Here is a 20,144-nt window from a genome sequence, read left to right on the forward strand (position 1 = left end):
GGATTAAGTCGTTTATGCACAAACGACTTAATCCCCTCCGTCCCCTTTTTCGTCAATCCAGGAACCGCGCGGCCTGTTCCGGTGCGGGTAGATGGCAGGTATCATGCCGACCGAACCAGCGATAGCAGTTGCGTGCCAGCGCGCGATACGCCGCATCACGCCAGCCGCGCGGCACGAGCCGCAGCACGCCGGCCAGGCGCCAGGCGCCGCCCAGCCCCGCAAGTACGCGCAGGATCGCATCGGTGTCGGTCCAGGCACCCTGTGCATCCAGCAGCAGGAACGACATCGGGTCCTGCGGATCCAGCCCGTGCGCGCGCAGCATCGCGCTGCCCTTCTGCCCCTGCATCGCTGCAAAGCGGTAGCGCCCCCTGCGGTCGAAACGCAGCAGGAACCGCACCCAGCGATTGCACAGTGCGCACACGCCATCGAACACGACCACCGCGCTGCCCGCCTCGGCGGCAGCGTCACTGCGGTTCGAGCCAACCTTCATAGCGGATCAGGGCTCCGGCCCAGGGCAGCGTCACATCGACCAGGAAAGTGTAGCGCTCGCCCTGCCAGGCTTCACGGCAGCGCACACCGCCGAACCAACGCGTCGGCAGCGGCAGCAGCCCGAACGCCCAGACCCGACGCACCGACCAGTCGATACCACCGTCGCGGGCCTGCAGCGCGAACTCGAAGCGCACCGCGCCCAGCTGCTCGCGCAGATGCCCGTCGTGCGCCCACAGCCGCGACACCATTGGCCAGCGGCCGAACCGCCGCGCCCACTGCTCACCCTGCCGGTAGCGGTTGAACGCCACCTCGGTGGGCAGCGCGTCACCGTCCTGTGGCAACCGCGCCAACGCAGCCAGCAGCGGCACCAGCCAGTGCCGCCCCCTCACGATACGCGCCCGCCCCACGTAGCGGCAGGGCAACGGCGCGGCATGCAGCGCCTGCACCGGTCCTGCCAGGGTGGCAAAGGCCGGCCCCAGCACACGCGCGAACAGCGGCGCAGTCAGGGCGCGATCCAGGCCAGGGTCGCCATGCGCCCGGTGCGACGATCGCGCCGATGCGAATACAGGTCCGGGTCGGCCATCGTCGACACCGTGCCACCATACACCTGTGCCGGGTCCATCCCCGCAGACTGCAGGCGCTGCCGCGCCAGCGCGAACAGGTCCACCTTCCAGTGTCCGGGACGGGTCGCGACGAACGCCCCCTCAGCAGCGGGATCATGGCCGACGAAGGCGTGATAGACCTCCTCGCCGATCTCATAGTCGGACGGCCCGGCGGCCGGGCCCAACCAGGCCCGCAGCTGCGCCGGCGACGTCTGCATGGCGGCCACCGTGGCCTCCAGCATGCCGTCGGCCAGCCCCCGCCAGCCGGCATGGGCCGCGCCCACCTCGCTGCCGTCCGCCGCGGCGAACACCACCGGCAGGCAGTCGGCGGTCAGGATCGCCAGCACCACGCCCGGCACCGAGGTTACCGCCGCGTCGGCCACCGGCTCGCTCGCGCCGGGCACCGGCGGTGCATCGAAGCGCAGCACGGTGCTGCTGTGCACCTGGCGCAGCCAGTGCGGTGCCGACGGCAGCGCCAGCCCCTGCTGCAGCAGCTGGCGGTTGTGCTCAACGTTGGCTGGGGTATCACCATCGGCCGCGTGCCGGTTGCCCAGGTTGAACTGCGCGAACGGCGCCGGCGAGATGCCCGCACCGTGCCGGCGCGTGGTCAGCGCATGGACGCCTGCGGGCGCCGGCCAGTCGGCCTGCAGCAACGGCAGCGCGGCCGCCATCACCAGCGGTCCCGCTCGCGGGCGGCGAAGGCTTCGCTGTCTTCGCGCAGCACCTTCATCAGGTGCAGCATGTCCTCCGGCACCGGCGCGGTGTTGCGCACCGGTTCACCGGTGATCGGGTGCATGAACTCCAGGGTCTCGGCGTGCAGGGCCTGGCGCTTGAAGCCGCGCAGCGCGGCCACCAGCTCGTCGCTGGCGCCCTTGGGCAGCTTCAGCGCGCCGCCATACAGCGGGTCGCCGATGATCGGATGGCGCACGTGCGCCATGTGCACGCGGATCTGGTGGGTACGGCCGGTTTCCAGGCGGCACTCCAGCGCGGTGTGTGCCCGGAAGCGCTCGCGCAGGCGGTAGTGGGTCACCGCCTCCTTGCCGTCCTCACGCACCGCCATCTTCAGGCGGTCGCGCGGGTGGCGGTCGATCGGGGCATCGGCTGTACCACCGGCCACCAAAGCGCCCATCACGATGGCCAGGTACTGACGGTGCACGTCACGTGCCGCCAGCTGCTCGACCAGCGCGGTCTGCGCTTCCAGGGTCTTGGCCACCACCATCACGCCGCTGGTGTCCTTGTCCAGGCGGTGCACGATGCCGGCGCGCGGCAGCACCGCCACCGACGGATCGCGGAACAGCAGCGCGTTGACCAGGGTGCCGCTGTGGTTGCCGGCACCCGGATGGACCACCAGGCCCACCGGCTTGTTGATCACCAGCAGGTGCTCGTCCTCGAACAGCACGTCCAGCGGGATGTCCTCCGGCTGGGCATCGGTCTGGGTTTCCAGCACCGCGTTGAGGGTCACCACCTCGCCGCCGCGCAGCGGATCGCGCGGGCGCACCCGGGCACCGTCCAGCAGGACCTCCCCGGCCTTGATCCACTCGGTCAACCGCGAGCGCGAGTATTCGGGGAACAGTTCGGCCACGACCGCGTCGAAACGGCGGCCGGCGGCTGTGTCGGGGACGATGGCCTGGCGGGCCGATTCAGAGGGTTGTTCAGACATGGCAGGGGGCATTCTTTGAAATTTTGGGGTCCCGGCGGCCGGTTTCAGTCGCTGGACAGGACACTAGGCTATCATCGACCCTTCGTATTCCAGCCGCGTCCCGCCTCGACCCCATGATCCGACGCTCCGCCATGCTCTCCGCGCCCGTCCGCCTCACCGCCCTGCTGCTGGTGCTGGTCATCGCCGCAACCGGCTGCCATCGCGGCGCCAAGAAGGGTGATCGCCCCGATGAAGGCGTGCCGGTCGAACAGCTGTACGAGAAAAGCCACAAGCTGATGCAGGGCGGCAACTGGAGCGGCGCCGAAGCCAGCTTCCGCCGTCTGGTGGCCCAGTATCCGTACGGTCCGTACACCGAGCAGGCGATGATCGAAACCGCCTACGCGCAGTACAAGGCCGGCAAGCACGATGACGCGGTGTCCAGCATCGACCGCTTCATCCGTACCTACCCGACCCACCGCAACATTGCCTATCTGTACTACCTGCGCGGCCTGGCCAACTCCAACCGCAGTACGGTTTTCCTGCGCCGCGTATGGTCGCTGGATGCCAGCCGCCGCGACCTGTCCACGCCGCACCAGGCGTACTCGGACTTCAACATCGTGGTTGATCGTTACCCGAACAGCCGCTACGCCGCCGATGCGCGCCAGCGCATGCTGGAGCTGCGTGACGTGTTCGCCCAGCACGAGCTGGACAACGCGCTGTACTACATGCGCCGCGGCGCCTGGGTGTCAGCCGTGGGCCGCGCCAACTACCTGCTGGAAACCTACCCGCAGAGCGCCTTCCAGTACGACGCCGTGGCCGTGCTGGCCGATTCCTACACCCACCTGGGCAACAAGACCCTGGCCGACGACGCCCGCCGCGTCCTGCAGCTGAACCAGCCGGACCACCCGTGGCTGGAAGGCAAGTGGCCGAAGTACCCGTGGATGATCCGCAAGCTGAACCCGTTCGCCGGCGAGAAGTCCGCCAGCACCGGCCAGCGCAACGCGCGACTGGAAAAGAAGTAAGCGAGGGCCCCGAAAGGGGCCCTTCTTCTTTGTAGAGTCAAGCCATGCTCGACTGCTTTCCTCGTCCGCCTCCCCGCGCCGGGGCCGGCACCTAGGAATGCTACGAATCCACGGCGGATGCGACGCCGGTCGCAGCCTGCCCGGGCACGGCCATCCACACTGCAGCGCCACGGCCACACCGGCCATCACGGAGCGCCCCATGGCCCGTCTGCCCTGCTGCAGTATCCGCCCTCTGTCCTGCCTCCTCGCCATCGCGCTGCTGGCGCTGACCTCGGCGCCGCCGGCCGCCGCACAGGACGCAGCGGGCGAACTGCTGTCCGCAGCCCCCTATCGCGCCACCTGGGTGCCGTCCCAGGCCGCCCAGGCCTACAAACTGCACTACCGCACCCCTGACCACCGCGGGCAGCTGGCCGAAGGCACCGGCCTGCTGTACCTGCCCGCCGGCACGCCGCCCATCGGCGGTTGGCCGGTGGTGTCGTGGGCGCATGGCACCCAGGGCATTGCGGATCGTTGTGCGCCCTCGGTCTCCGGCCCCTACCAACCCGAACGCGACGGGCGCTTTCTCGATCGGTTCCTGGCACAGGGCTATGCAGTGGTCGCCGCGGATTACCAGGGCCTCGGAAGCTCAGGCGACCATGCCTATCTGCATGTGCGCACTGCCGCGCGCAACGCCATCGACATGATCAAGGCCAGCCGCCAGTACCTCGGCAACGGGACGCTGTCGCCGCGCTGGGTCTCGGTCGGCCATTCGCAGGGCGGTGCCGCCGCGCTCACGGCGGGCCACATCGCCCCCACCTATGGCGGACCGTCGCTGCAGTACCGCGGCAGCTTCACCACCGGCACGCCCACCGCAGTCGAACTGACCGCGCTGGTGATGAAGCCGGACAACCGCACCGCCAATCCGGGCGCGCTCAACGCGTATCACGCGTATCTGCTCGATGGCCTGCTGCAGGTCGCCCCGCAGATCGACCGCGTCCTCAGCGATGAAGGCCGCGCGCGGGTGGCGGTGGCACGCGAGCAGTGCCTGGGCGAACTGGCCACCACGCTGGACGGCGTCGACACCGGCAGCATGTTCACTGCGCCGCTGGCCAGCGTGCCGGGCATCTGGGCGGTGCTGTACGACTATCTCGGCGTACCGCGCCGCGGCTTCAGCCAACCGCTGATGTTGGGCCATGGCAGCCAGGACCGCGATGTGCCCTACCTGACCACCCTGCTGTACGCCGCTGGGCTGGCCCTGCGAGGCGAGCCGGTCGCGTTCCGGCGCTACCCCGTCGACCACCGGGGCACGCTGGACGCAGCGGCGGCCGATGGCCTGTGGTTCGTACGTGCGCGACTGGGGGACGATCCCTTCAACGACGCTGCGGAAACCGCCGGTCTCGAACAGTTGCTCGACGGAGTCCGATAGATCCACGCCAAGCGTGGATGATCTTCGACCATCGTGCGGACCAAGCTCCGCACCCACCGGGGAGGGGCCAAGGGGTTGCCGGCCAGCGGCCGGCACGACCCGCCAAGCGCTGCCTCAGCCCTTGTAGCCGTTACTGATCGGGTAGCGCCGCTCGCGGCCGAACGCGCGGCGCGAGACCTTCGGCCCCGGCGCGGCCTGGTGCCGCTTCCACTCGCTGATGCGCACCAGGCGCAGCACGCGGTCGACCACGGCTGCGTCGTAGCCGGCGGCCACGATCTCGCCGCGCGACTGCTCCTGGTCGATGTAGCGGTAGAGGATGCCGTCCAGCACGTCATAGGCCGGCAACGAGTCCTGGTCCAGCTGGTTCTCGCGCAGCTCGGCCGACGGCGGGCGGCTGATCACCGCCGGCGGGATCACCGGTGCGCCGCCCACGGTATTGCGCCACTTGGACAGGCCGAACACTTCGGTCTTGTACAGGTCCTTCAGTGGCGCATAGCCACCGCACATGTCGCCGTAGATGGTGGCGTAGCCGACCGCGTACTCGCTCTTGTTGCCGGTGGTCAGCAGCAGGCCACCGAACTTGTTGGCCAGCGCCATCAGGATCACGCCGCGGCTGCGCGACTGCAGGTTCTCTTCGGTCACGTCCGGCGCGGTGCCTTCGAACATCGGCGCCAGCGATTCCATCAGGCCCTTGAACGCCGGCTCGATCGACACAGCCTCAAGCTTCACCCCCAGCGCCCGGCACTGCTCGGCGGCCAGGTCGTTGGACAGGCCGGCGGTGTAGCGCGACGGCAGGCGCACGGCGGTCACGTTCTCCGCGCCCATCGCATCCACGGCCAATGCCAGCACCAGGGCCGAGTCGATGCCACCGGACAGGCCCAGCCACACCTTCCTGAAACCGTTCTTGCGGCAATAGTCCTGGATGCCACGGGTCACCGCGCGCCAGGCCAGCGCGTCCATGCTCTCGTCGCCGTCGTCCACCCACACATGCGGCATGAAGCGGCGGGTCTCACCGTCATACTCCACCACCAGCCACTGGTCGACGAAGGCAGCAGCGGCCGGGTGCACCGTGCCATCACCATCCGCCACCACCGAAGCACCGTCGAACACCAGCGCATCCTGGCCGCCCACCACGTTGAGGTAAGCGATGGCCGCCCCGCTCTCGCGGGTACGCGCGGCCAGCACGGCGTCGCGCTGCGCATGCTTGCCACGCTCGTAGGGCGAAGCATTCGGCACCACCACCAGCTGCGCACCCGCGCGCATGGTGTCGGCCAGCGGCTCGGCGAACCACAGGTCCTCGCAGATCAGCAGGCCGACCGGAATGCCATTGACCTCGAACACGCAGCTGCCACCATCCGGATCGACGTCGAAGTAGCGGCGCTCGTCGAAGACCGCGTAGTTGGGCAGTTCGCGCTTGCGGTAGGTCTGCTCGACCAGGCCGTCACGCAGTACGCTGGCAGCGTTGTAGACCACCGCGCCAGCCGCCTGTGGCCAGCCGACCACGGCGGTGATGCCACGGCAGGCGGTGGCGATGCGGGTCAACGCCTGCTCGCACTCGTACAGGAAACCCGGGCGCAGCAGCAGGTCCTCCGGCGGGTAGCCGCTCACCGCCAGCTCGGGGAACATCACCAGCTCGGCGCCGTACTCATCGCGCGCCTGGCCGATCATCTCGATGATGCGCTCGGTGTTGCCGGCGACGTCGCCGACCGGGAAGTCGAACTGCGCCATCGCGATGCGGATCGAAGCCATGGGAATCCAGCCTGTGGTTGCAATGCTTCCATTGTAACGCCGGGGTCAGATCCCTTTTGCATGGCAAAAGGGGGCTGACCGCACGCCAGACGCAGAAAGGCCGCCCAAAGGCGGCCCTTCTGTTTCAGGCAGCCGGCCAGCGGCCGGCTCTACAGCGTCGTCTGCGCGAGGCAGTCGATCTTATTTCACCAGCTTGGCGATGGCGGCGCCCAGGTCGCCCGGCGAACGGACGGTGACCACGCCAGCCGCTTCCATCGCGGCGAACTTGCCTTCCGCGGTGCCCTTGCCGCCCGAGGCGATCGCGCCCGCGTGACCCATGCGCTTGCCGGCCGGAGCCGACGCACCGGCGATGAAACCGACGACCGGCTTCTTCACGTGGTTCTTGATGTACTCGGCGCCGGCTTCTTCGGCGTCACCGCCGATCTCGCCGACCATGATGATGCCTTCGGTCTGCGGGTCTTCGTTGAACAGCTTCAGGCAGTCGACGAAGTTCAGTCCGTTGATCGGGTCACCGCCGATGCCGATGCAGGTGGACTGGCCCAGGCCGACTTCGGTGGTCTGCTTGACCGCTTCATAGGTCAGGGTGCCCGAACGCGACACGATGCCGATCTTGCCCGGCTTGTGGATGTGGCCCGGCATGATGCCGATCTTGCACTCGCCCGGGGTGATGACGCCCGGGCAGTTCGGCCCGATCAGCACGGTGTCCGGGTAGGAACGGGTCAGCACGTTCTTCACGCGCAGCATGTCCAGCACCGGGATGCCTTCGGTGATGCAGACGATGACCTTGATGCCGGCAGCCGCAGCTTCCAGGATCGCGTCGGCCGCGAACGGCGGCGGCACGTAGATGACCGAAGCGTTGGCGCCGGTGCTCTGCACGGCGTCGGCAACGGTGTTGAAGACCGGCAGGTCGATGTGGGTGGTGCCACCCTTGCCCGGGGTCACGCCGCCAACAACCTGGGTGCCGTACTCGATCATCTGAGTGGCGTGGAAGGTGCCCTGCTGGCCGGTGAAGCCCTGCACGATCACCTTGGTGTTCTTGTTAATCAAAACAGACATGGGAATTTCCTTCGGTGTCGTGGATCAGGCGGCGTTCTTGACCGCTTCAACGACCTTCTTGGCGCCGTCGTTGATGTTGTCAGCCGGGATGATGGCCATGCCGCTGTCACGCAGCAGCTGCTTGCCCTCTTCCACGTTGGTGCCTTCCAGGCGCACCACGACCGGAACCTTGACGCCCACTTCCTTCACGGCGGCGATGATGCCTTCGGCAATCATGTCGCAGCGGACGATGCCGCCGAAGATGTTGACGAAGATGCCTTCAACCTTGTCCGAGGACAGGATCAGCTTGAACGCTTCGATGACGCGCTGCTTGTTCGCACCGCCGCCCACGTCGAGGAAGTTCGCCGGCTCGCCGCCGTTGAGCTTGATGACGTCCATGGTGGCCATGGCCAGGCCGGCACCGTTCACCATGCAGCCGATGTTGCCGTCCATGGTGACGTAGTTGATGTCCAGCTCCGAAGCGGTCACTTCGGTTTCATCTTCCTGGGACTTGTCGCGCATCGCGACCAGTTCCTTGTGGCGGAAGTTGGCGTTGTCGTCGCTGTTGAACTTGCCGTCCAGCGCGTACAGGTTGCCGTCGTCCAGGATCGCCAGCGGGTTGATCTCAACCAGCGCCAGGTCCTTCTCGTTGAAGATGCGGTACAGGTTCACCATGATGTTGGCGAACTGGCCGGCCTGCTTGGCGGTCAGCCCCATCTTGAAGCCGATGTCACGACCGTGGTAACCCTGCACGCCCTCGACGAAGTCCACGTTCAGGGTGTGGATCTTGTCCGGGGTCTCGGCAGCGACCTGCTCGATTTCCATGCCGCCTTCGGAAGAGGCGATGTAGCTGATGGTGCGGGTGCCGCGATCCACCAGGACCGACAGGTACAGCTCCTTGACGATCTCACCGGCGGTGGTCACCAGCACCAGGTTGATCGGCAGCTCGACGCCGGCGGTCTGGTAGGTGGCCATCTTGGTGCCGAGCATCTTGGCCGCTGCGGCCTTCACGTCGTCGACGGTCTTGCAGAACTTGACGCCGCCAGCCTTGCCGCGGCCGCCAGCGTGGATCTGCGCCTTGACCATCCAGGGGCCCTGGCCCAGCGACTGGGCGACTTCAACCGCCTCGTCCGGGGTCGCCGCGACCTTGCCGGCCGGGACCGGGATGCCGTATTCGGCAAGCAGTTGTTTTGCCTGGTATTCGTGGAAATTCATGCGTCACCGTGGGAATAGGAACGACCGCACGCAATTCCTCAGGGCCCCCTGGAAGAGGCACCGGCACGGACCGCGGCGGGCCCACTATTGTGGCCGAGCCGGCGCCGGGGCGCAAAGAAGTCTGTACAAAACGCCAGACCCGGCCAGATTTCCGCCGTCATTCAGGCAGTTGCGCCCGGGCGCACGCTGGCTACCGGTATCCATCCCGGGCCAAATGCGCGATCCGAACCGCGCCGGCGGCGCCCTGCCGGGGGCCCTATACTGGTCAGCCAGGGTGCGTCGCGTCGGGGTTGCTCGGCCGCGTCCACCCCAGGCCACATCGAAGCGACGTGCCCGCCCGGCCTCAGGGGACGCCGGGCAGGCCCGCCGCAGATTCCAGACCCAGGCAGCCAGAAGGGGAGTTCCGGCGTGTCACCCAGTGCTTCATTGATCGACCGCATCGAATCGATTCCGCGGCGTGAGCTGTATTTCTTCGCGCTGTACCGGGTGCTGATCGCCTCGGTCATCGCCGCCCTGCTCTACAGCCCCCTGTCGGCGATGGTCGGCGAAGCCCACCACCCGCGGCTGGCCGACACCGTCGCCGCCATCTACCTGGTGCTGTCGCTGCTGGCCCTGGTGATCGGCCGCAACGAACGCTGGCTGCGCCCGATCGTGGTCAGCGGCGTGCTGGTGGACATCGTCGCCGCCACCCTGTTGTCGCATGCCCTGCCCGGTGCCAGCGCCGGCATCTCGATGTCGCTGCTGTTCAACATCGCCGCTGCCGCCACCCTGCTGCCGCTCAGCCTGGGGCTGGGCCTGGCGCTGGCCGCCAGCCTCGCCACCGGCGTGGAATACACCTGGAAGCTGCTGGAAGGCGGCGACCCCACCCGTACCCTGGCCGAACTGGCGATGTTCGCCACCAGCTACCTGGCGCTGGCCTTCATCAGTTACCAGGTCGGCAGCCGCGCGCGCCGCAACCAGCAGCTGGCCAACCAGCGCGGCGACGAAGTGGCCAACCTGTTCCAGATCAACGAGCTGATCATCCGCCGCATGCGTACCGGCGTGCTGGTGGTCGACGCCGACAACCGCGTCACCCTGGCCAACGAGGCCGCCTCGATGCTGCTCGGTGACAGCGACGGCAGCGGCGAAAGCGGGCGCCTGGACCTGGCCAGCGCCGCCCCGGAACTGGCCCGTCGCCTGCAGCGCTGGCGCAACGGCTGGGCGCAGGACGAACTGCCGCTGCAGCTCAACCCCGACCAGCCCGAAGTGCAGCCCCGCTTTGCGCGCCTGCTGGCCGGCAGCGAGCTGGCCCTGGTGTTCCTGGACGACTCCAGCGTGGTCTCGCGCCGTGCCGAATCGCTCACCCTGTCAGCAATGGGACGCTTCTCGGCCAGCCTCGCCCACGAGATCCGCAACCCGCTGGCCGCGATCAACTACGCGGTGCAGCTGCTGGAGGAAGGCACCGGCTTCAACGAAAGCGACCGCCGCCTGCTGCAGATCATCCGCCAGCAGTGCCAGCGCACCAACGGCATCGTCGAAAGCGTGCTGGGCCTGGCCCGGCGCGAGCGCGCCACGCCCGAAAACGTCGACCTGGCCGCCTTCGTGCGCCGCTTCGTGCTGGAGTACAAGCAGGGGCAGACGCTGGAGACCGACAGCATCGAGCCGATCATCAACGACACCTCGGTGCTGGCCCAGGTCGACAGCAAGCACCTCTACCAGGTGCTGACCGTGCTGGTGCACAACGCGCTCAAGTACGGGCGCATCGGCCAGCAACCGGCGCGGGTGCGCCTGCGCGTGGCGCAGCACGAGCGCAGTGCGGTCATCGACGTGATGGATCGCGGCCCCGGTATTCCCGAGAGCGTGGCCGCGCAGTTGTTCCGGCCGTTCTTCACCACGTCCGAGCATGGCACCGGGCTGGGTCTGTACATCGCCCGCGAGCTGTGCCGGGCCAACCAGGCGCGGCTGGACTACATCCCGGTTCCCGCTGGAGGCTCCTGCTTCCGCCTGGTGCTGCCCGGCCCGCATACGCTGTTGCCCACCTGATCTCGATTCTGTGCGTCAAACATTTGTCGCTTCCAGCCCCCTCGTTTATCTTTCACGCCCATGAACGAAACCCGCAGCGCCCTCGTCGTCGACGACGAACGCGACATCCGCGAACTGCTGGTACTGACGCTCGGCCGCATGGGGCTGCGCATCAGTACCGCAGCCAACCTTGCCGAAGCGCGCGAACTGCTGGCCAGCAATCCGTACGACCTGTGCATCACCGACATGCGCCTGCCGGACGGCAACGGTATCGAGCTGGTCAGCGAGATCGCCCAGCACTACCCGCGCACGCCGGTGGCGATGATCACTGCCTTTGGCAGCATGGACCTGGCGGTGGAAGCGCTGAAGGCCGGCGCCTTCGATTTCGTCAGCAAGCCGGTGGACATCGCCGTGCTGCGTGGCCTGGTCAAACACGCGCTGGAACTCAACAACACCGAGCGCCCGGTGCCCGGCCCTGCCGCCGAACAGGGCGCACGCCTGCTTGGCGACTCGCCGGCCATGGACGTGCTGCGTACCACCATCGGCAAGGTCGCGCGCAGCCAGGCGCCGGTCTACATCCTCGGTGAATCCGGCGTGGGCAAGGAGCTGGTCGCGCGCACCATCCATGCCCAGGGTGCCCGCGCGGCCGGCCCGTTCGTGCCGGTCAACTGCGGCGCCATTCCCGGCGAGCTGATGGAGAGCGAATTCTTCGGCCACCGCAAGGGCAGCTTCAGCGGCGCCCACGCCGACAAGCCCGGGCTGTTCCAGGCCGCGCATGGCGGCACCCTGTTCCTGGACGAAGTGGCCGAGCTGCCCCTGCAGATGCAGGTGAAGCTGCTGCGCGCGATCCAGGAAAAATCGGTGCGCGCGGTCGGTGCGGCCAACGAAGAGCCGGTGGACGTGCGCATCCTCTCGGCCACGCACAAGGACCTGGCCGAACTGGTCGAGGACGGCCGTTTCCGCCACGACCTCTACTACCGCATCAACGTGATCGAACTGAGGGTGCCGCCGCTGCGCGAGCGTCGCCAGGACCTGCCGGAACTGGCCGCGTCGGTGCTGGCACGGCTGGCCCGCAGCCACGGCCGCCCGACGCCGTTGCTGGCGCCGTCGGCACTGGACGCACTGGCCCAGTACGCCTTCCCCGGCAACGTGCGCGAACTGGAGAACATCCTGGAACGCGCGCTGGCCCTGGCCGAGGAAGACCGCATCGGCGCCGACGACCTGCGCCTGCCGCAGCATGCCCCGCGCACGCCCGGCAGCGCAGCACACGCCGAAGCCGTGGTGGACCTACAGCCCGGCAGCGCCGCCCTGCCCTCGTACATCGAACAGCTCGAACGCAGCGCCATCCAGCGCGCGCTGGAAGAAAACCGCTGGAACAAGACCCGCACCGCCGCGCAGCTGGGCATCACCTTCCGCGCGCTGCGCTACAAGCTGAAGAAGCTGGGGATGGAGTAAGCACAGGGCCCGACGCGGGCCCACCAACGGGTAGTGCCGGCCGCTGGCCGGCAACCTCATGCATCGCGGCATCCACGCATGGCGTGGACCGACCTCAATCCTTGGTAACGCGGTTGATCTCGGCCAGGCTGGTGATTCCCGCAGCGGCCTTCTTCAACGCCGACTGGCGCAGATCGTTCACCCCGATCTGCTGTGCGGCCTCGGCAATCTGCAACGCATTGCCGCCAGCCAACACGATCGTGGCGATCTCGTCGGTCATCGGCATCACCTGGTAGATACCGGTACGGCCCTTGTAGCCCTCGGTGCACTCATCACAGCCGACCGCCTCATACAGCTCGATACCCGCGTCCAGCTGCGCCTGGGTGAAGCCTTCGGCCAGCAGCGCATGCTCGGGCAGATTGGCCGGGCGCTTGCAGTTGCTGCACAGCCGGCGCGCCAGGCGCTGGGCGATCACCAGCGTCACCGAGCTGGTGATGTTGTACGGCGCGATGCCCATGTTCATCAGGCGCGCGATGGTCTGGGGTGCATCGTTGGTGTGCAGCGTGGACAGCACCATGTGGCCGGTCTGCGCCGCCTTGATCGCGATCTCGGCCGTTTCCAGGTCGCGGATTTCGCCGACCATGATGATGTCCGGATCCTGTCGCAGGAACGAGCGCAGTGCCGCGGCGAAGGTCATGCCGCGCTTGTTGTTCTGCTGCACCTGGTTGACACCGGGCAGGCGGATTTCCACCGGGTCTTCGGCGGTGGAGATGTTGCGCGTCTCGTCGTTGAGGATGCCCAGCGCGGTGTACAGCGACACGGTCTTACCCGAACCGGTCGGGCCGGTCACCAGCACCATGCCGTACGGCTTGTGGATGGCTTCCAGGAACAGCTTCTGCTGGTCCGGCTCGTACCCCAGCTTGTCGATGCCCAGCTTGGCCGCGCTGCCATCCAGGATACGCAGCACCACCTTCTCGCCGAACAGGGTCGGCAGCGTACTCACGCGGAAGTCGATCTGCTTGGTCTTGGACAGGTTGAGCTTGATGCGTCCGTCCTGCGGCACGCGCTTCTCGGCGATGTCCAGCTGTGCCATCACCTTCAGGCGCGCGGCGATGCGCTGGTTCAGCTTCACCGGCGCGCGCGCGACCATCTTCAGTAGGCCATCGATGCGCAGGCGCACGCGGTAGTCATCTTCATAGGGCTCGAAGTGGATGTCCGAGGCGCCCTTGCGGATCGCGTCCACCAGCACCTTGTTGACGAACTTCACCACCGGGGTGTCATCGCCCTTGGCATCGATGCCGGCGTCGCCGCCCCCGGAAATGTCCTCGTCACCGCCGGACACATCCAGGTTGCCAATGCCATCGTCGTCACCGCCCAGCGCGTCGCCCAGCGTGTCATGGCTGGCATGCCACTGCTCGAGCGTGCGGCGGATCTGGTCTTCATCCACCAGGATCGGCTCCACCACCAGGTTGGTGTGGAACTTGATCTCGTCCAGCGAATGCGTCGGGTTGCTGGTGCCCACGAACAGCTTGCCGCCGCGCTTGAACAGCGGCAGCACGTTGTGCTTGCGCAGCAGCTCCTCGCTGACCAGGCTCATCGCGTTCTGGCTGGCGTCGAACGTGGACACGTCGAACAGCGGCATGCCGAACTCGACCGCATTGGCGGCCGCCAACTGGGCCGGCCCGACCACCTTGTTCTGCGCGAACCAGGTCGGCAGCGGCTGCCGGGCCGCAGCGGCCTTGGCCATCGCGTCGCGGGCGGAAGCCTCGTCCAGCGCACCATCCTGGACCAGGCGACGGGCCAGGCCGGTGATGCCGACGAGATTGGCGGTGGTTACGGCGTTCATATGGATCCTTGGCTCATCATGGGTCAGGCAGTGCGGCGCGCCTTCCAGGGGCACCGCACAGGGCAGCAGAACCTGCCGCGACCCGCTGGCCGACGACGACGCCAATCCTTCAGCATGACTGCCTCGCCCGGCACTCCCAGCCCGGCAGGCACGATCCTGACTCCCCCCGGGATGATAGCCCCGTCAACGGTCCGCCAACATCCCTTCTGGTCACATGTTCCACATCGCCTTCATCTGCAGCGGCTCCTCAGACTACTTCAGGTTGGAGGAGATCTTACCCATGCCTTTCCTTCCGCTCCTTCCCCGCCCCATTCAGGCACCGCAGCGGAGTACCATTGCACCGGGGAAAATGGGGACACACTTTGAATCAGCTCAGCATCATCCTGCCGGCCAAGAATGAAGCCGAAGGCCTTCTTCGCACGCTGCCGGAACTTCGTTTGCAGTACCCACTTGCAGAGATCATCGTAGTCGATGACGGCTCCACCGACGCCACCGCAACAATTGCGCGGGAACAAGGTGTTCGGGTGCTTTCCAGCCCCTATTCGATGGGCAACGGTGCCTCGATCAAACGTGGCGCGCGTGCAGCCAGCGGAGACATTCTGGTATTCATGGACGCCGACGGGCAGCATGATCCAGCCCACATCCGGGCATTGCTGGATAAGCTGTCCGAAGGCTACGACATGGTCGTCGGCGCTCGCGACAGCAGCGGCCAAGCCAATGTTCACCGCGGCCTTGCCAATCGATTCTACAACTGGCTGGCCAGCCATATGACCGGCTTCAAAGTAATGGACCTGACTTCGGGCTTCCGTGCAGTACGCGCGCGACGCTTCCGCGAGTTCCTGCATTTGCTGCCTAACGGATTTAGCTACCCAACGACCAGCACCATGGCATTCTTCCGAAGCGCCTACCCTATTGCCTATGTCCCCATTCCTGTCGCGAAGCGTGTGGGGAACGGTAGCCACATTCGTCCGATCAAGGATGGAATCCGCTTCCTGCTGATCATCTTCAAGATTGCCACCTTGTACTCTCCCCTGAAGCTGTTCGCGCCCGTGGCGCTGGCCTTCTTCCTTCTGGGCTTGGGTTACTACGGGTATACATTCGCGACCATGCATCGCTTCACCAATATGAGCACACTGCTGTTCAGCGCATCGGTGATCATCTTCCTTATCGGTTTGGTATCGGAGCAGATCACCGGCCTTACCTACCTTGCATCGCGGAAGGACTCAACCGAGTGACTGAGGGAGGCATGCAGACCGCCTCTCTTCCGGGGCTGCTGGTCGTGGCGTCCACCTATCCGCGGTGGGAAGGAGACACCGAGCCTGGGTTCGTGCACGCCCTCAGCCGGCATCTGACCGGTGATTTCCGGGTCACTGTGCTATGTCCTCACGCTCCTGGCGCCGCCACCCAAGAGAAACTGGACGGTGTACAGGTCATTCGCTATCGCTACGCGCCGGAAGGCATGGAGCAACTTGTCAATGGTGGTGGCATCACCTCCAACTTGCGCCGCCGCCCTTGGATGCTTGCACTGTTGCCCACGTTCCTGCTGTGTCAGTGGTGGGCATTGCAACGCGAGCTGCGGCGAAATCGTCACGAAGTGCTGCATGCACACTGGATCATTCCGCAGGGACTCACAAGCGCGCTGCTGCCAAGACGCCTCCGCCCCCCGATGCTGATTACATCTCATGGCGGAGATCTCTTCTCTCTGAAGGGACGGCTTCTCTCGGCCGTGAAACGATTCTCCCTAGCTCGCGCACAAGCGGCCAGCGTCGTCAGTCAGGCGATGGTGGCACCCTTTCGCGCATTAGCGGCGAACCTTCCCTTGGCGGTTTCGCCAATGGGCGTGGACCTTCAACACCGCTTTGTCCCCTCCCCAGTGAAGCGGGCACGTAACGAACTGCTGTTCGTCGGACGACTGGTCGAGAAGAAGGGATTGACGTACCTGATTGATGCTTTGCCACTCGTTCTGGCTCGTCATTCCCAGGTTTTCCTCACCATCATCGGACACGGGCCGGAACTACCAGAACGGGAAGCTCAGGTGGCAGCATTAGGTCTGCAAAAGCACGTCCGTTTCGTCGGTCCGGTGACACAGAACGCGCTTCCCGCCTACTACCAACGTGCGACTACGCTCGTCGCTCCCTTCGTCGAGGCCCGCAACGGAGATCAGGAAGGGCTTGGATTGGTTACTGTGGAAGCTCTCGGTTGCGGCTGCCCGGTCGTGACCACGGACGTGCCGGCAGTACGTGATGCATTTCCAGCAGGCCCGCCTCGCTATCTGGCCACGCAACGATCCTCAGCTTCGCTTGCAAGCGTACTCATCGAACTGCTGAGTGCACCGGAACAGGCGCAAGCGTGGGCGCACGCACAACGACCTGAGCTGGTAGCTCGCTTCGACCATTCGCAAGTCGCCGCAGACTATGCGAAGCAACTACGCGCCATCATGGAGCCCCAGAATGTCCGCTAGGCTACCGCGCCTTGGCAACCTTGCTAGGACCTCGATCCTGGTGATGTTCTGGCAGGGCATGCGGATGGCGTGCTTGGCTGCATGGATCATCCTCGGCGCTCGCGTTTTGGGGGCAACCAACTACGGCCTGTTCTCCGGCACGGTTGGCACTGCCTCCGCTCTCGCCGGTTTGGTTGGGCTCGGCGGCGGCATGCTGATGTATCAGTACAGCATTGCCGACCACACGCAGTTTCCCCGCTACTGGAAGCAGAGCCTTCTACTCTGCGCCGTGAGCGCAGCCCCGCTTTCCCTGACATTCTCGCTATTGGCCGCAGGCCTAATGCCGTGGCCCGCACTCAGCCTTGTCGCGATTTCGGAAATCATTGCATTCCCTATCGTCACCAATGCCGCATTTGCCTTCTCAGCCAATGATCGCCTGGGCTGGGCGGCTGGCCTTCCCGCATTGAACGCAGCCATGAGGCTTGCGGCGATCTGCATCTTCGGTCTTCTACCGGTCGACCACGATCTGACGGTCTATCTGATGCTGCATCTGACCTCTTCGGCATGCAGCGCGGCGCTGGCCCTAGTACTGGTACGCAGAATATTGCGCCCCGGCCCAGCGAAAATGCAGATCGGAAGCAGTGATCTGGCGCATGGCACGGGACACGCCGCCGCATGGAGTTCCGCCGTCGCCGTTACCACCGTGGACAAATCGTTCGTCCTGCACGCAGGTGGAAGCGAGATAGCCGGTTTGTACGCTGCGTGCTATCGCATCGCGGCGGTGATTGCCATGCCACTGGATGCAATGGTCATGTCCGCGATGCCGCGCCTGTTCCGGGCGCAACGAGTATCCCCCCAGTATCGGCACCTGATAGTTGCGATGATCCTGGCCGCGACAGGGTATGGAATGTTGGGGAGCCTCGTGCTGTGGTGTGCCGCCGGCGTCTTGCCTTCGCTGCTCGGCATGGAGTTCGCTGCCGCAATTCCGGGCCTACGATGGATGGGCCTGTTCATTATTGGTTACAGCCTGCGCCAGATCGCCTGTCATATCCTGATTGGACGCGGCATGAAAATGTACCGGTTCGTCATCGAGACTCTCGGGCTGATAATAATGGCTTTGATCGCTGCAGCCTGGATTCCTGCACACGGCCTGTTGGGAGCGGTCTGGATGATCATCCTCGCCGAAACACTGATGGCGGCGGCCGCATGGTTGACGGTAATTTTCAGTTCTGGCCCTGAAGTCGCTCACTTGCCGAGTTGAATATCTCCAGATACGCCGCACAGGCTACGTCGATGGAGAACGCTTTGCTCCGTTCGCGGAGAGTTTCAACCGCCACCCGCAGCTTTCCATCCAGCACATTCCGCATGGCATGAGCCAATGCACGGGCGTCCCCCACTGGCACCAATTGACCAAACTGGCCGCCTCCCAGGACTTCCGAAGGGCCGTGCGGGCAATCGGTAGCAATCACCTGCACTCCGCAGCTCATGGCCTCGACCAGGACATTGCCAAACCCTTCGTAGTCTGATGGCAGCACCAGCGCTGTGCTTCGGGCCATCCAGGGAAGCGCATCCTCCACCCGCCCCGGCAGCGCGCAGTCACCCTGAATGCTGCTCCCCTCAATCCACTGGGCCACGCGCACACCTTCTGGCCCTTGCCCCAATATGAGCAAACGAGCCAGATGCGTGGCTCGCACTAGCTGGAATGCCTCCCAAAGAAGATCGAGGCGTTTCTCCGATGAAAGGCGCCCTGCATAGATAAAAACTGGCACATCATCATCCGGGAAGGGCCACGCCTGCGATATGAGATTTTCCTGCATCTCATCCATACGAACCAACGGATTGTGGATCACTCGTATGCTGGAATAAGGAAGGTTCAGCTCAGACGCCATATCTGCCGCCAACGCGGCAGAAACAGCAACCAGCCCTTGGGATCGCGTCAGCGTGACCCGCATCGCCCAGCGAATCAACTCCAGTTTGGCTCTGACGAACCCACGAGCCCGCCGTCTTGGCCCTGACAGTGAAAGATGCTGAGCCACAACGACTGCCGTCGAGGGATAAAGAATGCGGCGCCAGAAGGTGATCCATACCGCAATGTCGTTGGAGGTGGTGACCACGACGTGTGGTCGCTCTCGCCGGATGCGCCAAGGCAATCCAAGGAGCATCTGCCAGGCCCCGCGCGGAGCGATGAAGGTTACTTCACCGTTATCACCCGGCCCATTCAGATCACGCCCAGCAATGATGCTCACCGAGCACGTTCTCTCCTTGAAGCCACGGGCGAGGTTCAACTGCACACGCTCCAGCCCCCCGGCTTCCCAGCGACTAGCCAGTAGCCAGATCATGCAACCTCCAAGGCTCGAACCGGCCCTGCGAAGCAGATCACATCCTGATAGTCCCGCAGATCCTGAACATCGATTCGAACCAGCCGCCGCCTCGTCTCCAGGCGATAGAAGCGGTAGCCCAATGGTGATAACAGCTCCAGAATCTGCCGACTATGGTACCCAGCCGCCAGGCTGGAGCGCTCCTGTACTTCCACTGCAATTACCGGCAGGAAGCGTCGTAGCGTTTCGATGCCACCTTCCAGGCAGGGCAACTCACCGCCTTCAATGTCGACTTTCAAAAAATCCAACCGCGACAGGCCAATACGCCGTGCGAGTTCGTCCAACGTTGTGATGTCGACCACTCCAATGCGATTGTCGACGCCCTCGGTTCCATGCAGGCTTCCCAGTCCCTGATGAACTTCATTCACATCATGCTGCCCGCAGGACGCATAGATCGCCTGCCGGCCAATTTTTCCCGCCAAGCCCTGCTGATGGACATGCACTACCCCCTGTAGCCCATTGCGCCTTATATTCAATCGCAATTCGTCAGCAATCCCGGCTATCGGCTCCAGTGCGACGACATGGCCCCCACTGCCCACTCGATTCGCGCAGACCAGGCTAATCTCCCCGATATTGGCTCCCACATCGACCACGGTCATGCCCTGCTCGAGTAGATGGTCGAGGAGGGAGACGAGGCGAAGGTTGTAGTAGCCCATCCAAAACATGCGACGCTGCATATGTTCGGCCAGATCGAGGGTCATCATGAACCGGCCATCGAAGTCGCATATGGTCTGCCGCCCCTGGGCGTGACGGAACAGGCGGCGCAGCATGCTCTGCACCCAGCCCGGCTGCTCCCCAAGGCGCAGATGATTACCCACCTGTCTTAGCGCTGTTGCAACTCCCATGCCCCACCCCGTAGGTGACTTTCCACCTTCAACTAGCCCATGAT

17 protein-coding genes are annotated in these 20,144 nt (G+C 65.4%); 7 read left to right on the top strand and 10 right to left on the bottom strand.

Annotated features, from left to right (window positions below):
• Positions 1–52: 52 nt before the first annotated feature.
• The 4 genes from ACS0OT_RS15620 to rluD are packed head-to-tail and all read right to left on the bottom strand — an operon-like array spanning position 53 to position 2,751.
• Entirely contained in the window at positions 53–490 is a 438-nt protein-coding gene (locus ACS0OT_RS15620) for a thiol-disulfide oxidoreductase DCC family protein (RefSeq protein WP_442255885.1), read from the bottom strand.
• Positions 465–971: a DUF4166 domain-containing protein gene (locus ACS0OT_RS15625; RefSeq protein WP_065178922.1), complete on the bottom strand. Its 507-nt coding sequence runs from the start codon at positions 969–971 to the stop codon at positions 465–467. Before ACS0OT_RS15625 ends, ACS0OT_RS15620 begins: the two co-directional genes overlap by 26 nt.
• Positions 972–991: 20 nt before the next feature.
• Positions 992–1,762, bottom strand: a complete 771-nt coding sequence (gene pgeF / locus ACS0OT_RS15630) for a peptidoglycan editing factor PgeF (RefSeq protein WP_262090273.1) — start codon at positions 1,760–1,762, stop codon at positions 992–994.
• On the bottom strand, positions 1,762–2,751 hold the full coding sequence (gene rluD / locus ACS0OT_RS15635; RefSeq protein ID WP_081275742.1) for a 23S rRNA pseudouridine(1911/1915/1917) synthase RluD: 990 nt from the start codon (positions 2,749–2,751) through the stop codon (positions 1,762–1,764). Before rluD ends, pgeF begins: the two co-directional genes overlap by 1 nt.
• A 113-nt stretch (positions 2,752–2,864) precedes the next feature.
• Here rluD and ACS0OT_RS15640 point away from each other — a divergent pair, with 113 nt between their 5' ends.
• Both ACS0OT_RS15640 and ACS0OT_RS15645 read left to right on the top strand, forming a co-directional pair.
• Complete coding sequence (locus tag ACS0OT_RS15640; RefSeq protein WP_032960726.1) at positions 2,865–3,752, top strand: outer membrane protein assembly factor BamD; 888 nt, start codon at positions 2,865–2,867, stop codon at positions 3,750–3,752.
• A 199-nt stretch (positions 3,753–3,951) separates the two neighbouring features.
• Complete coding sequence (locus ACS0OT_RS15645) at positions 3,952–5,157, top strand: lipase family protein (RefSeq protein WP_139727559.1); 1,206 nt, start codon at positions 3,952–3,954, stop codon at positions 5,155–5,157.
• A gap of 114 nt (positions 5,158–5,271) precedes the next feature.
• Here the strand turns inward: ACS0OT_RS15645 and ACS0OT_RS15650 are convergent, their stop codons facing one another.
• The 3 genes from ACS0OT_RS15650 to sucC all read right to left on the bottom strand — a co-directional run bounded on the left by ACS0OT_RS15650 (position 5,272) and on the right by sucC (position 9,156).
• A complete protein-coding gene (locus tag ACS0OT_RS15650; RefSeq protein ID WP_262090270.1) occupies positions 5,272–6,906 on the bottom strand; it encodes an NAD+ synthase in 1,635 nt (544 codons plus the stop codon).
• A gap of 180 nt (positions 6,907–7,086) precedes the next feature.
• On the bottom strand, positions 7,087–7,962 hold the full coding sequence (sucD, locus tag ACS0OT_RS15655) for a succinate--CoA ligase subunit alpha (RefSeq protein WP_005418610.1): 876 nt from the start codon (positions 7,960–7,962) through the stop codon (positions 7,087–7,089).
• Positions 7,963–7,986: 24 nt separating this feature from the next.
• Complete coding sequence (gene sucC, locus ACS0OT_RS15660) at positions 7,987–9,156, bottom strand: ADP-forming succinate--CoA ligase subunit beta (protein WP_005418614.1); 1,170 nt, start codon at positions 9,154–9,156, stop codon at positions 7,987–7,989.
• Between the two features lie 408 nt (positions 9,157–9,564).
• On the opposite strand from sucC, the gene ACS0OT_RS15665 reads away from it, so the two are divergent.
• A complete protein-coding gene (locus ACS0OT_RS15665) occupies positions 9,565–11,178 on the top strand; it encodes a sensor histidine kinase (protein ID WP_061480577.1) in 1,614 nt (537 codons plus the stop codon).
• 60 nt (positions 11,179–11,238) lie between these two features.
• Positions 11,239–12,612, top strand: coding sequence for a sigma-54-dependent transcriptional regulator (locus ACS0OT_RS15670; RefSeq protein WP_072167645.1), 1,374 nt, complete (start codon positions 11,239–11,241; stop codon positions 12,610–12,612).
• A gap of 94 nt (positions 12,613–12,706) precedes the next feature.
• Here ACS0OT_RS15670 and pilB read toward each other — a convergent pair whose 3' ends face one another.
• Entirely contained in the window at positions 12,707–14,437 is a 1,731-nt protein-coding gene (gene pilB, locus ACS0OT_RS15675) for a type IV-A pilus assembly ATPase PilB (protein WP_329888999.1), read from the bottom strand.
• Between the two features lie 362 nt (positions 14,438–14,799).
• Between pilB and ACS0OT_RS15680 the strand changes: the two genes are divergently transcribed.
• The 3 genes from ACS0OT_RS15680 to ACS0OT_RS15690 are packed head-to-tail and all read left to right on the top strand — an operon-like array spanning position 14,800 to position 18,138.
• Positions 14,800–15,672 (top strand): glycosyltransferase family 2 protein, encoded by an 873-nt coding sequence (locus ACS0OT_RS15680; protein WP_164093149.1) that lies wholly within the window; start codon positions 14,800–14,802, stop codon positions 15,670–15,672.
• Positions 15,673–15,683: 11 nt separating this feature from the next.
• A complete protein-coding gene (locus ACS0OT_RS15685) occupies positions 15,684–16,898 on the top strand; it encodes a glycosyltransferase family 4 protein (RefSeq protein WP_219634362.1) in 1,215 nt (404 codons plus the stop codon).
• Positions 16,899–16,941: 43 nt separating this feature from the next.
• A complete protein-coding gene (locus ACS0OT_RS15690; RefSeq protein WP_235643011.1) occupies positions 16,942–18,138 on the top strand; it encodes a lipopolysaccharide biosynthesis protein in 1,197 nt (398 codons plus the stop codon).
• On the opposite strand, the gene ACS0OT_RS15695 is transcribed toward ACS0OT_RS15690, so the two are convergent.
• Together ACS0OT_RS15695 and ACS0OT_RS15700 are read right to left on the bottom strand one after the other, a co-directional pair.
• On the bottom strand, positions 18,101–19,216 hold the full coding sequence (locus tag ACS0OT_RS15695; protein ID WP_111202054.1) for a glycosyltransferase: 1,116 nt from the start codon (positions 19,214–19,216) through the stop codon (positions 18,101–18,103). The two genes, ACS0OT_RS15690 and ACS0OT_RS15695, sit on opposite strands and share 38 nt — an antisense overlap.
• Entirely contained in the window at positions 19,213–20,025 is an 813-nt protein-coding gene (locus ACS0OT_RS15700) for an FkbM family methyltransferase (protein ID WP_164093147.1), read from the bottom strand. The genes ACS0OT_RS15695 and ACS0OT_RS15700 overlap by 4 nt, the downstream gene beginning before the upstream one ends.
• Positions 20,026–20,144: the final 119 nt, after the last annotated feature.

The organism is Stenotrophomonas maltophilia group sp. RY12688, assembly GCF_052149045.1.
In the GTDB taxonomy this organism is placed as follows: domain Bacteria; phylum Pseudomonadota; class Gammaproteobacteria; order Xanthomonadales; family Xanthomonadaceae; genus Stenotrophomonas; species Stenotrophomonas sepilia.

What these genes read in the sequence shown, in the direction of transcription:
- pilB (WP_329888999.1), bottom strand. Translation starts at nt 14,437, where the DNA reads ATGAACGCCGTAACCACCGCCAATCTCGTCGGCATCACCGGCCTGGCC.
- rluD (WP_081275742.1), bottom strand. Translation starts at nt 2,751, where the DNA reads ATGTCTGAACAACCCTCTGAATCGGCCCGCCAGGCCATCGTCCCCGAC.
- ACS0OT_RS15700 (WP_164093147.1), bottom strand. Translation starts at nt 20,025, where the DNA reads ATGCTGCGCCGCCTGTTCCGTCACGCCCAGGGGCGGCAGACCATATGC.
- ACS0OT_RS15640 (WP_032960726.1), top strand. Translation starts at nt 2,865, where the DNA reads ATGATCCGACGCTCCGCCATGCTCTCCGCGCCCGTCCGCCTCACCGCC.
- ACS0OT_RS15670 (WP_072167645.1), top strand. Translation starts at nt 11,239, where the DNA reads ATGAACGAAACCCGCAGCGCCCTCGTCGTCGACGACGAACGCGACATC.
- ACS0OT_RS15695 (WP_111202054.1), bottom strand. Translation starts at nt 19,216, where the DNA reads ATGATCTGGCTACTGGCTAGTCGCTGGGAAGCCGGGGGGCTGGAGCGT.
- ACS0OT_RS15620 (WP_442255885.1), bottom strand. Translation starts at nt 490, where the DNA reads ATGAAGGTTGGCTCGAACCGCAGTGACGCTGCCGCCGAGGCGGGCAGC.
- ACS0OT_RS15690 (WP_235643011.1), top strand. Translation starts at nt 16,942, where the DNA reads ATGTTCTGGCAGGGCATGCGGATGGCGTGCTTGGCTGCATGGATCATC.
- sucC (WP_005418614.1), bottom strand. Translation starts at nt 9,156, where the DNA reads ATGAATTTCCACGAATACCAGGCAAAACAACTGCTTGCCGAATACGGC.
- ACS0OT_RS15650 (WP_262090270.1), bottom strand. Translation starts at nt 6,906, where the DNA reads ATGGCTTCGATCCGCATCGCGATGGCGCAGTTCGACTTCCCGGTCGGC.
- ACS0OT_RS15645 (WP_139727559.1), top strand. Translation starts at nt 3,952, where the DNA reads ATGGCCCGTCTGCCCTGCTGCAGTATCCGCCCTCTGTCCTGCCTCCTC.
- sucD (WP_005418610.1), bottom strand. Translation starts at nt 7,962, where the DNA reads ATGTCTGTTTTGATTAACAAGAACACCAAGGTGATCGTGCAGGGCTTC.
- ACS0OT_RS15685 (WP_219634362.1), top strand. Translation starts at nt 15,684, where the DNA reads ATGCAGACCGCCTCTCTTCCGGGGCTGCTGGTCGTGGCGTCCACCTAT.
- pgeF (WP_262090273.1), bottom strand. Translation starts at nt 1,762, where the DNA reads ATGGCGGCCGCGCTGCCGTTGCTGCAGGCCGACTGGCCGGCGCCCGCA.